Source organism: Photobacterium carnosum (assembly GCF_002849605.1).
Taxonomy (GTDB): domain Bacteria; phylum Pseudomonadota; class Gammaproteobacteria; order Enterobacterales; family Vibrionaceae; genus Photobacterium; species Photobacterium carnosum.
Genome location: NZ_NPIB01000004.1, coordinates 1 through 12,363, shown reverse-complemented (window position 1 = coordinate 12,363; position 12,363 = coordinate 1). Strand labels below are relative to the sequence as shown.

Sequence of the window (12,363 nt, the reverse complement as noted above, 5' to 3'; positions counted from 1 at the left end):
GTTAGTTTAATAATTAAAAGTCTGAAATACTATTTATTAAAATTGCACTCTATTTACTAAAAAAAGGGATTTCTTTTCGTAATTTAACCATCACTAAATATTTTATTTTCCTATATATATTATTGTATTTAGATAAAATATTTTTTGAATCAATAACAGTTATATTGCCCCAGTATGATAACGTATGAATACCGTCAGAAAATGGAACGATAGGCATTACATCTTTAAAAAACTCCTCTATATAAATAGTTTTTGATAGCGTAGTAATGTGCATTATTTTCAAACTGCCACCATATGTTATGGCACAATTTTGGCAAACACGGTAATAATTATTATCACGATTAATAATTGGCCCACCATTACGACCAAAATCCTTCTCACTTGCGATAGGAGAACAAGGATGAAGTTGATAATTACCTAATAATGCATCTGAAAAAAATAATTGCTGCTTAAAAGGCTCATCAGAGGTCGACGTAAATAAATAAAATACGCCATTAACCTTTTTTATACAACTATCAATATATTTACCATCACTAAGTAACGTTTTTACCTTCTCAAATTTAATACCGTTAAATTTATACAATGACATTTCATTCAAATCTGACGTTTCAATAATAGAATATAATTCATTTTCCTCTTCAAATATAAAAGGAAATGATTTATGCCCTACAATTTCATTTACACTTTCAAAAAAATTATAACGCTTACCATCGAAATCAACACATTCAATTTTTCCATTGCCATGAGAGTAATCAAAAATTTCATAAGCAATATAATTTTTATTGTTTAATGTAAACACGAATGGATCAGCTTCAAAATCTTTATCTGTAAAATTAAACCAATGAATATCATAAGCATTTAACCCATTGATAATCACATCTAATGGATGCTCTCTAATCAATCCAATACGCCAGAAATCTTGATCTGTAAATTTGTTTAACCATTTCATTTTATTTAACTCCTGATATTCTTTTATAAAGTATAAATGCAGAATATAGAACAAATATAATTATAAAATAATTCAACAAATGCCACACTTTACTTATTTTAATAAAAATAAACATATCCTTTATTATTACTATTGTAAAAAATGCAATTTAAAATAGTCCCAAATACCAAACGAAAAATGCTTAAATATATCAATCCCTAGCGCTGATTTAATCAAATATAATACTAGAACTGCAGATGTAAATATAACGCATAGTCCAAATACTATATGAATTGCTTTAATAATAGTAGTAATTGTCATTTGATGCCGAGGAGCTTTACGGCGATCTTTACCTAATAAAAATACAGCATAATAACGCCAACGCCCAATACCAATGACAGGACGAAAATCAACATAGTGATCATTATAACCACTATTAATAGCTACCGATTTTTTAATGGCAGCTAATTGTTTATGATCAAATGAATTCAAGACCTCAGTAGGTATCGTATTTATAACACGATCAATAACATCTTGCTGAATTTGAGTATATTTATCATATGAACCAACTGCACACTCATCCATCACAATTTACCATTTTCTGTAGCTAAAAAAACATCATACGTTTGCTGTGCAATCAAATTCCAATCATATTTTTTTAAATATTCGGTATAGCAAACTAATGGCTGATCGACTGCCATCGTCAATAATGTTGCTAACTTTTGACTATCACCACATGAAAAATAGCATTTATCTTCCAAATCTACTGCCTTATTTGCGGGTATATCACTAACAATGACTGGTAAAGAAAATGACATAGCTTCTAATAAAGCAATCGGTAGCCCTTCACTAAATGATGGTAAAACAAATATATCTGCTTGTGAGAATATACTATGTAATTCATCTCCAGATAAAAACCCAGTTAATACAACGTTATCCATTTCTCTTGCTGTATTTTTTAACCTATAACTGTATTCAGTAACATGGTCACTATCACCCACTAATACTAATTTTTTATTAATGCCGCTAAGTTTATAAGCTTCTAATAAAACATCTAATCCTTTTTCTTGTGAAAAACGACCAACGGCAATGATATAGTCTCTTGGCTTAAGATCATACTTCGATAAATAGCCATTTATTTTATTTTGCACAGGTAATTGGGGTGGATTAACACCATTAAAGATAAGATGAGTATCTTCTCGTCCATACTTCTCAATCATTAATTTTTGCATAAAATCAGAGATCACAATCACCTCGGTTGAATATTTCATCGCCCATTTTTCACCAAGACGAAAAATAAACTTAGCTAACTTGCCCCATTTTTGGTGATCATAGTTTTGGCTATGATGGGTAAATATCACTTTTTTGCCAAATAAGCGTAATAATGGAATAACTAAACCAGAACCAATAGCATGTACATGTACAATATTAGCGCCTTCTTTTATTGCATAAAAAGCCGTTAAAAAGGAGTGTAATGGGGCTTCTAAAGATTTGTTTGTTACCGCCGGTAAAGCTTTTAGCTTAACGCCCTCATACACACTTTCTGTATAAGGAACATAAGGTTTACGGGCTATTACCGTTATATCTAAACCATATTTTTTAACTAATAGAGGATATAACGACTGGCAATGAGATTCGACACCACCAGGTACATTGGGTATACCGCGCGTACCCAAAACTAAAATAGATTTATTCACAATACCGTCTCTTTAAATGTAAAATGCCAGCGGTTACCTGACATTTTATTATTCGGGGAAATTAGTTAGCTAAAAGCGATTGATATAATGCAATCAAATCTCTTTTATGGACATCTAGTGAATATTTCTCTAATAATCGAGCGCGCCCCTTGTGTCCCATTGTAACGACTAATGCTTCATCATCAGCCAATAACTGCATTTTAGCGGCAAGATCATTAGCATCACCAGATGTAAATAGATAGCCTGTTTCACCGTCGACCACTTGCTCAGGAATGCCACCAATATTTGCTCCAATAACCGGCTTACCATAGCTCATCGCTTCTAACACTGACATAGAGCAGTTTTCATTCCACTCAGATGGCACAATAACCGCTTTTGCATTTTTGATAATTTCAGTCAATACATCTCCAGTTTGAAAACCTAATAACTCAACATTATCAAAATGTTGTTTAATATGATCAAACATTGGCCCAGTGCCTAATACTTTAAGCGGCGTATTTCCCGTTAGTTGACTATGCGCTTGTGCTAACGTCACAATGCCTTTTTCTTGCGTTAATCGACCACAAAATAAAAAGTAACCACCGTCGTTACCAATATCAGTGGTTGATGCATCAATACCATTGACGATCACATCAACATTTACTGATGGAATTTGACGTAAGATCATTGATTTCATAAATTCACAAGGTGCTATAACAGCGTCTAATGCTTCATAGCTCTTCATCATACGATGATATAACGCTTCTAATGATAACAATACACTGCGCGGCCATGAACCATCCTGCCACTGGTATTTAAAGAGATTAAGATTACTCCCCGTGATCCAATCTAATTCAATATTCTGCCCAGCAGCAAGCATGCTGTAGTTGGGGCAAACAGACTTATAATCATGCGCTGTTAATACTGTTTTACAGCCTAACTTTTGTGCAATCTTGATCACTGACGGTGTAATTTGATGATAAATATTATGGAAATGAACAATATCAGGTCGTTCAGCTTTAATTAGCTTTTCAAATTGATCACATGCATATTGATTATGTATAAAATTTACCGCGACTTTAATATTATTAAAAATAGAATGTTTGCCATGATAATCAACATTATCAACAAAATAATCAGCATAATCTGATAGGGTGTTCTTTTCATGCTTCATTGAAAAATCAATAACTTGATACCCCGCGTCTTGAACCATATCGCGTTCTTGAAAGAAAACAGTTTCAGCACCGCCATGTGGGAAGAAGAATTTATTAACAAATAGAACTTTCATTGAATCACCAGCCATTAGGAATTTTTTTGATTAACAACATTCTTAATATCAGCAGCAACTTGCTCACCAATAAACGCGTAAGAACGGTTATTTTTAATGTAATTATATCCAGCATCTAGCTCTGTTAGTGTCATTGGCTGTTGTGCCAATTCAACCATCGCAGCAGCATATGATTGGCTTGTTCCATTAGTTACTCGCCCACAGCCAGATTGCTCAATCACAAATTGCTGATCAGGTGAATCATTACAAATCATGGCTTTTTTAAGTGCCATATATTCCATTGCCTTGGTCGGTGTTGATACATCTAACAACAATCCGCGGTTCATAAAACCAATCACCATATCGACACCTTTAAGATATGCCCACGCCTGCTCTGTTTGTACCCAACCTGTAATATGAAAATCATCACTCAATCCCATATCATCAGCTGTTTGTTGTAAAAACTCGCGATCTTTCATCACTTCAGAATCACCAACAAAAAGTAATTTAAGATCTGGCACAGTAACCTTAGCTTCTTTAAATGCTTCAATAATAACGTCAAGTTTACGAAGTCGATCAAGACTACCTAGATAACCAATAACAGGCGCATCACCCCATTGTTGTATTTTTATAGCATCGGTATTAACAAAGCCATCAATCTTCTCAAAATCAACACCCATTGGCACAACCATCATATTGCTTTGTTCAATGCCTTTATCTTTAATATAATTAAGCATAAAGTCACTTTGTACATATATACGCTCTGAGTGCGGTAAAATAATACGATAAAGAATAAACGCCTCAAGCAAACCACGCGCTAAAATAATCGGACGCTTCCAGCTCGGTATATTTTCAGTTTGATCTTTCGCTCGCAGAATACGACTTTCAGCATACAAAAATGACACCCAATAGGTATAAGGTAGCTTAATTAATTTAGCGATCACTAAACAAGTTAAACCAACCCACACCATGTCACGCACTTGAATTAATTGAAAACCGTCTTTTTTTGCACTAAAAGCTAACTTTGCAGCATTAAAGAAATAAACCACTGAATCTAAATGACGATTAGCTGTTTTTTTACTTGTTTTTAATGTGCTACCTTCTGTTTGAATATTCACAGTTTCAGTTTTAGGCATACCAACAATCGTGGTATTGACGCCCTCTTTGGGTAACTCTTTAGAATATAAAACATCAACGTCTGGACGATAAGATGGTAACTCTTCAGGCACAAAGTTAATCACATTGACTTTATTATCCATCAGTCAGCCCTCCTCGACTTGTTTAATCACTTTTGCAGGATTCCCAACCGCAATCGAATTTTTAGGTATACTTTTCACAACAATTGCTCCCGCACCAATAATTGAATTGTCGCCAATACTCACGTTACCTAACACAACCACTCCAGGGCTTAATTCAACATTATTGCCAATAACGGGTGATACATGCAGGCCAGTAACATGATCGACTTTATTACCAAGAGTAACATTGTGTTTAAGCATCACATTGTCTCCTAATATACTATCCGCATTAATGACAATATTTTGAGGGTGATATAATATGAACCCAGCACCAATCTTTGTTTTTGGTGATATATCAAGCCCACAGATAAATTTAAGTAATTTAAGAATAATAACGTTAATAATAAATATTTTTTTTATTCTTCCAGAAGTATAAAATAAAGACGCTAATCGAAAGTTAACAATAAAAAATTTAGATGTTAAACTCGGATTTAATATTAACTCTTTTTTAATCAATTCAAGCATGTCAAACCTCTTGCTTTTGTTAAGGTCGCTTTACGAATAATCATTATTGCACCTAACACAAAATAGAACTGAAATTGAAATACAGGTATCAATGCAAGTAACGGCGAATAAGGCAAAGTAATTAGACCTGCAATAATAAATCCAATAAAAGCAGGCTGATAAGCGAGTAATTTAATATCTTCTTTTGATAAATCCTTAGTCGAAAATAATGGTTTTGGCTTTGACCCTTTCAAAATAAGAAATACAATCGCTAATAATAATCCAGTTCCTACAAGGCCAATTTCCCATAAAAAAATGGCTAATGCTGTTGAACCTAAACTTAATTCAAACAACATTGCAATATAACCAGGATCGACCCCACCAGCATTTGAACTATTTAAACCATAACCAAATAATTGATTCACAAGGCCATAAATATCAGAATGGTATGACCAAAATGCTAATGCCGTTACACGTCCTAATTCATCTAAGTTACCATCAAGACCTGCGACGATGATCGTTGGATCAAAAATATAACCAATATTTTGTAGAAACATATCAAAAATACTCATCGAATGTGATTGATATTTACTTGAGAATCCTAATGATAAAATAGTTATTATTAATGATAATAGTATAAAAATCCCCACAATAGATAAAATAATTGTTTTAAAATCAATAACTCTGACTTCTTTAATATAACTAGATTTAATATAGACATAAAGTAAAAAGAACGGTGCTAATAAAGTGACAAATTTCACTTCAGCAATAACACAAATACTAAATCCTATTATTATATGAAGAGCTAATGACCATAACTTAGCGACACCATGCTTATATTCAGACAATTTCATCATCATAATAAGTAAGGTAAATAACCCCATAGATGCCCCATTACCGCCAGCAACCATACTACCGCCAAAGGTACCTACTACAGAATCCCATGAATCCATTTTACCTTGAAAAGCTACACGAGCAGGAACAACCACTAAAGCTTGATATATTACCAATGGTATTTGAGCATAGAATACCCAATATAACTTTTGAGTGATCCGATACAATTGTGATTCACGACAAAAACCAAGGATCAAACAAGGTAATAACAATGATATTCCTAACCCATTTTTAATACCTGCAATAGTGGTTTTTAGCCCTTCTTGCATCAATGTACTAGTTATCGCTAATACAAAAAAACCACTAAAAAGTACTAATATTGCCGCTTCAAGCTGATCCAGTTGCGCATAATTATAACGGGTTTGTAATGGTACCAATGCAACCATTACCATCGTCATAATAAAAGGTAACCATAGAAAAGCATCAATATTTGAAAAATACTGAGCAGTACCACTAAAAACAAGTGTGATAAAGACATAAACCTGAAAAAAGGTGCCAGTATTCATCTACATGACGCCCTCATCACGCAAAACAATGGCATGCTTATTAATTTTAATATAAATCATTAAGTATCTTCCTGCCGTTAACACAGTGAAGGCTAACAATGAAACTGCATAGCTTTTATAAATTAATGGCATTATTAAAAATGCTAACACAACAATGACTAGCTGCTCACATTGAATGCGTAAAAAATAATTAGGCGTCCCAAATATTAATTCAATAACAGTCATTGGTACAAAAGCAAGCATCACAAATACATAAGGCAACATTAAACGTGAGGTTTCAACAGACTGTACCCATTGTTCACCAAGAACATGTTGCGTTAACCATGGATAAACAAAATAAATACCGCTAACAATCATTATTGCGATCGCCATTAAAAATAATCGTACTTGCTTAAACTCACCGTAATTAAATACTTTATTACGAAAATCTTCAGACCATTTAGAAAACGTATAATTACGCACTGATTGTCCAAGAATAAGTACAGGTGATAAACAAAAACGGTTAACGACAGCAAAATAACCTGCAACTAATGGACTAAACCAATAATTAATCAACACCGTGGGTAACTGTAAGCTTGCATTAGCCACAACTTCAGCAGTACCTACTCGTGATAAATGATTCCAGTGTTTAATAAAAAAACGAACTTGGGTTGTTGGTAAAAAATCAGATTTAGAAAAAACACTAAAGTCTAAATACTTATACAACCAATAACCAATCAAACATAAATGTGCACTCGCCCATATATAATAAAAACACTCAATATTCCATGATATTAATAGTGCCAAAAATACGATTGAAGTAACGGATATGCGTTGAATAGCTAATTTACTAAACACCTTATTTCGTAAGAAAACATACTCAGAAATAATCATCATTGAATAACTGGCGGTTAATATATAAATCGCAAAAAAAGGTAATGTAAAAAAATGACTGACAATATAAATATAAATTGCACTCGAAATCCAAGATTGCAACAGACAAAACACAATAGCTTTACCTATATCTTGTTGATCAACTTTAGGGAGTAAAAAATGCGAACCATAAAGTGCGATTTGAGCACCAATTATAATAATACTAAATGTAAGTGCATAATTACCCACATCAGACATACCAAAACGGTATGACATAAAAAGGATAGTACACGCACCTATCAATTGTGAAATAACGGAAGCGCCACCTAACGTAGAGGCCCCTTTTATTAAACTCATAAAAGAACATCCTTTGGCGAAGTTACTGTTATATTCTCATTTGATTCTAAAAGTGATTCACTTACTTTAGTCAATATACACCCCAACACCGTTGCTTTATATTGTTTAAGTTGATTTATCGCAGATACAGAAAGATTAGAACTATTATAATTAGAAGCAACCACAAACAAAATAGCATCAGTAAGCTGGCTAATTAAAAAAGTATCTTTAGCATCCATCACCGCAGGTGTATCTATAATAATATAATCATATTCATGTCGTAGTTCAGCACATAAAGATCTTAACTTATTATGCGTTAATACTAATAATGGTGAACGCGTTGTATCACTTCCAACAGTTAAAATATCAACGCCATGATGATTAACAATAACATCTCGCGCAAATACATTATTATAAAGAATATCAGTTAATCCACTATTATTAGCATAGCCAAAAGAATGAGTAATGCTGGGATGACGTAGATTCAGATCAATCAATAATACTTTAGTATCAATAGCCATCGCTTTAGCAACTAATGTCGAGACTAATGACTTCCCCTCTCCCGTCGTTGCCGATGTCACAGCTAACATTTTAGCATCAGTATTAAACAATAATAGCTGACTACGAATACCTAACGAGGCTTCATCTAATGTTGAAAATTCTACACTATTATCAAACACTAATTGAGGAGTAACATGTTGTGGATATAACTTAATCTCACCAATAACCTCAAGGCCTAAGCGTCGTTTTACTTCATTGATAGACATTACTTTATTATTTAAGGCCGCCATTACAATGACAAATAAAACCGAGATCAGTAATGACATAATAGCGATAACGATAATTAATAATTTTTTATTCGGTTTTGTTGGCTTTAATGGCACGATCGCACTATCAATCACTTTTGCCGTAGGTTCAGAAAATTGGCCACTTACTTGTGTTTCATTCTGGCGTTGTAGCAGTTGATTATATAACGTACGCGTTTGACTAATTTTATCCATCATATTGTTATATATCGTTTTTTTCTCACCTAATAGCTGAAATGCGTTTGTCCGTTTATCAACAGCAGTTTGTAATTGATTTTGCTTAATTATTGCCAATTGATATTGCTCTTTAATCCCTTCTGCTATTTCATTAATTAAGTTAGTTGCTTGACGTTGAAGAATATTCAGTTGTGATTGAGCTTGAATTACTTTCTCGTATTTAGGACCATAACGGTGTTTAAGATCTGCCAATTGTGTTTTCTGCTCAATAATCATCTGCCGTAAATTTTCCATCTGCGGATGACGAGAAACATCAGGAATAGCCGCTAATGCATTGAATCCTTGTTTTTTATAAGTCGTCACAACATTATAAAGCGCTTCTAGATTTACCCGTTGAGCGGTAGCCGTCGCCAAATTATCCATCAATAATGATAATTGTTCAGTTTGAAAACCATCAACACCACGAAAAGTAATTAAACCTTCAGTCTTTAGGAATGCATTTAGCTTAGCTTCCTTAGCTTTTAATTTATGATTTAAGTCACTTACTTCTGTTTTTAGCAATGATGATACATTTAAATTAGCATCTCGATTATCTTCAACTGAATAATTAACAAACACTTTAACAATATCATTAGCAACAGCTGCTGCATCTTTTGCTGTTATTGATTCAAAACCAATTGCAACTAATTGTGTTTTTCGAATAGGTGATACCGTCATATGTTTCAATACATATTGAATGCTACGTTCTTTTTGTTTCGCTAACGTATCTAGTTTGTCTTCTTTATTTCCAATAAATTCGTGATTTTCATACAACTTCAAATTATCAACCACCCGTGAAATCACACAGCGAGATTTTAATAATTGGTACTGCGTTTCATAATACTCTCGACGTGTAGAATCAAAATCAATGACTTTATCAAATGTTGTTGGATTCGCGAGTTGAGCCTTTAGCAATACGGTAGCATAAGCTTCATATTTTGGTGTTAATTTTAAAATAAATGGAATTGATAGACCTGTTACAATCACAACAAAAGCTAAAATTTTCCACCAATTTTTCTTTGTTAATTTAAATAATCGTGAAAAATCAATAGTACTTTCTAATTTACTTCCTTCTTCAACAAATAATGAACTCATCGATAACTATCCTATCTAGAAAAAACTTTGATCAATAATAACTATATCACCAGGAGAAATGGCCTGAGTTACTATAACATCTTTCAAAAGTTGCCCATTTGAGCGACGAAGATCAATATCACTACGATCGGCTCGATCAGTAAATCCTCCAGCAACTGCGATAATTTTCTCTACGGTTAACCCCGGTTGGTATTCATAACTCCCTGGCGTCTTAACTTCACCAGAAACATACACTGGACGAAACTCAAGCATTGAAACAGTTACCATTGGATGGTTAATATAACCGTCTTTCAGCCTATTCCGAATATCAATAGCAACTTGATTAGGTGTTTTCCCAGCTAATTGTAATTTACCAATCAGCGGATAAATTATATTGCCACTGCTATCAATAATTACTTTCATCGATAAATCAGGTTCATTAAATACTAAAATCTGAATATGATCACCAGCACCAAGTAAATAATCATGCACTTCTGTTTTTGAGGAAGCTGATACAACTGAACTCATAAACAAGCCAAGAGTTAATACTAAAATAATACTTATTATCTTTTTCATTTTAAATCGCCACTTTAACTGATAAACCAAATTGATTTTTCTCATAACCTAAACGTCTCTCATAATTTTCACCATTAATAAATACCGGATCAGTACTATTATTGGTATGAAACAATGCATATTGATAATCGAAAATAAACTCAATTTTAGGTCGAAATAAATAATGTAAATTAAAAACAACATTATCATATCGATCTGTACGTTCTCGAATCTGATACTTATCAGAGATATGTTTATAAGATAATGAACTCGTTATATGTCCAAGAAATTGATGCTTCCAAGTAATACTATTTTCAAAAGATTGTATAAAATCACCTGTATTTTCAGGCTCTTTTACTTCACTTTTTGATTTTACAAATAAAGTAGAATAATCAGTCGGTTGCAATTTATAACTAACATTCCAATTTATACTATAAAAATCATCACCTTGCATTTTCTTTTGTACTTTAGATACCGTAGCTTCTATTTTTGATTTTCCTGTTATTTGACTAATAAATGAAAATGCTATAATAAAATCATCATTATCACGCTGGTTATCCTTATAATTATAGTTTTTATATATAAGCTTATAGTCAAAACGAGTTCGATCAGTATATTGATGCTTAAATGTCACATTAGCATCGGTTTCTGTCATATTTTCATCATTTAAATATGTATTAAAAGCAGAGGTGTAACTACTAAGAATATCATAATCTAATCGATCTTGTGATAAATCAAAAACAATATTTCCTTTAGCGTCTTTAGCACCATAGATATATTTTATATTTACTTTTTTATTTATTTTTTGAATGGGGCTCGTAATATTAAACAAATCAAATGTCGCGTATTTTTTTGATGGATTTTCATCAGAAAAATAAAAACCATTAGTGACACCAGTTCCAAGAGCTTCATGGCCAATATCATAATTCGCTAACAATTCTAAATGGTGTCGAAAACCAAGTTCCCAAGTAAAAACACCCATCAGATTATGATCTTTATAATTTTGATCACTTTCCCCCCGATAGCTTAAGACATCGTTATTATATTTTCGATAATTACCCGAATAATAAAAACCAAAATCTTTTGTATTTCGCTTACCAACAATTGATATCGAAGGGTTTAAAAAATAAAAATCTGAGCCAATAATATGATCATCATGTTGATTAAATACATTATCATCAAAACCATATTCTGTATTCACTGATGAAGAAAACGTCAAACCTAAAAAAGGGTCTATATGATTAGACTCTTGGAAAGTACTATCCGCACTTACAGCCAAGCTATAAGTCGCACAAGTACAACCGACTAATAATAAATAAATATTATTCATCTTAAATAAACACATAGTTTAGTATGCAGTCTCACTGACGAATCCTTTAAAGATCCTGATTACCACCGAGACTCAGCCAGAGTTAATAATTTCTCTGGCATCGGTGGTGATTTTGCACCACATTTAATCAGCGTATTGAATATATCTTCAACTCGAAACCGATAATTAAATCTAAAACAGA

10 protein-coding genes and 2 pseudogenes are annotated in these 12,363 nt (G+C 32.7%); all 12 read right to left on the bottom strand.

Going from position 1 to position 12,363, the window contains the following annotated elements; genetic code table 11:
• Positions 1–49 precede the first annotated feature (49 nt).
• Positions 50–949, bottom strand: coding sequence for a glucosamine inositolphosphorylceramide transferase family protein (locus tag CIK00_RS05165; protein WP_101767856.1), 900 nt, complete (start codon positions 947–949; stop codon positions 50–52).
• 129 nt (positions 950–1,078) lie between these two features.
• Positions 1,079–1,513 (bottom strand): 3-phosphoshikimate 1-carboxyvinyltransferase, encoded by a 435-nt coding sequence (locus CIK00_RS21440; protein WP_101767855.1) that lies wholly within the window; start codon positions 1,511–1,513, stop codon positions 1,079–1,081.
• Positions 1,513–2,625: a glycosyltransferase family 4 protein gene (locus CIK00_RS05155; protein ID WP_101767854.1), complete on the bottom strand. Its 1,113-nt coding sequence runs from the start codon at positions 2,623–2,625 to the stop codon at positions 1,513–1,515. Before CIK00_RS05155 ends, CIK00_RS21440 begins: the two co-directional genes overlap by 1 nt.
• A 61-nt stretch (positions 2,626–2,686) precedes the next feature.
• Positions 2,687–3,892, bottom strand: a complete 1,206-nt coding sequence (locus CIK00_RS05150) for a glycosyltransferase family 4 protein (protein WP_101768010.1) — start codon at positions 3,890–3,892, stop codon at positions 2,687–2,689.
• Positions 3,893–3,906: 14 nt separating this feature from the next.
• Positions 3,907–5,130, bottom strand: coding sequence for a glycosyltransferase (locus CIK00_RS05145; protein WP_101767853.1), 1,224 nt, complete (start codon positions 5,128–5,130; stop codon positions 3,907–3,909).
• Between the two features lie 3 nt (positions 5,131–5,133).
• A pseudogene (locus CIK00_RS21680) lies at positions 5,134–5,295 on the bottom strand (sugar O-acetyltransferase); the annotation flags it as partial.
• Positions 5,296–5,621: 326 nt separating this feature from the next.
• A complete protein-coding gene (locus CIK00_RS05135) occupies positions 5,622–7,013 on the bottom strand; it encodes a capsular biosynthesis protein (RefSeq protein ID WP_101767851.1) in 1,392 nt (463 codons plus the stop codon).
• Positions 7,014–8,222, bottom strand: a complete 1,209-nt coding sequence (locus CIK00_RS05130) for a lipopolysaccharide biosynthesis protein (RefSeq protein ID WP_101767850.1) — start codon at positions 8,220–8,222, stop codon at positions 7,014–7,016.
• On the bottom strand, positions 8,219–10,318 hold the full coding sequence (locus tag CIK00_RS05125; protein WP_101767849.1) for a GumC family protein: 2,100 nt from the start codon (positions 10,316–10,318) through the stop codon (positions 8,219–8,221). Before CIK00_RS05125 ends, CIK00_RS05130 begins: the two co-directional genes overlap by 4 nt.
• A 15-nt stretch (positions 10,319–10,333) precedes the next feature.
• On the bottom strand, positions 10,334–10,873 hold the full coding sequence (locus tag CIK00_RS05120) for a polysaccharide biosynthesis/export family protein (protein ID WP_101767848.1): 540 nt from the start codon (positions 10,871–10,873) through the stop codon (positions 10,334–10,336).
• Position 10,874: 1 nt separating this feature from the next.
• Positions 10,875–12,182 carry a hypothetical protein gene (locus CIK00_RS05115; protein WP_144043153.1) on the bottom strand — a complete coding sequence of 436 codons (1,308 nt, stop codon included), beginning with the start codon at positions 12,180–12,182 and terminating at the stop codon, positions 10,875–10,877.
• 59 nt (positions 12,183–12,241) lie between these two features.
• A pseudogene (locus tag CIK00_RS05110) lies at positions 12,242–12,363 on the bottom strand (IS1595 family transposase); the annotation flags it as partial.

Coding starts and splice junctions, on each gene's coding strand:
- CIK00_RS05150 (WP_101768010.1), bottom strand. CDS start 3,892: ATGAAAGTTCTATTTGTTAATAAATTCTTCTTCCCACATGGCGGTGCT.
- CIK00_RS05125 (WP_101767849.1), bottom strand. CDS start 10,318: ATGAGTTCATTATTTGTTGAAGAAGGAAGTAAATTAGAAAGTACTATT.
- CIK00_RS05115 (WP_144043153.1), bottom strand. CDS start 12,182: ATGAATAATATTTATTTATTATTAGTCGGTTGTACTTGTGCGACTTAT.
- CIK00_RS05120 (WP_101767848.1), bottom strand. CDS start 10,873: ATGAAAAAGATAATAAGTATTATTTTAGTATTAACTCTTGGCTTGTTT.
- CIK00_RS21440 (WP_101767855.1), bottom strand. CDS start 1,513: ATGGATGAGTGTGCAGTTGGTTCATATGATAAATATACTCAAATTCAG.
- CIK00_RS05165 (WP_101767856.1), bottom strand. CDS start 949: ATGAAATGGTTAAACAAATTTACAGATCAAGATTTCTGGCGTATTGGA.
- CIK00_RS05145 (WP_101767853.1), bottom strand. CDS start 5,130: ATGGATAATAAAGTCAATGTGATTAACTTTGTGCCTGAAGAGTTACCA.
- CIK00_RS05130 (WP_101767850.1), bottom strand. CDS start 8,222: ATGAGTTTAATAAAAGGGGCCTCTACGTTAGGTGGCGCTTCCGTTATT.
- CIK00_RS05135 (WP_101767851.1), bottom strand. CDS start 7,013: ATGAATACTGGCACCTTTTTTCAGGTTTATGTCTTTATCACACTTGTT.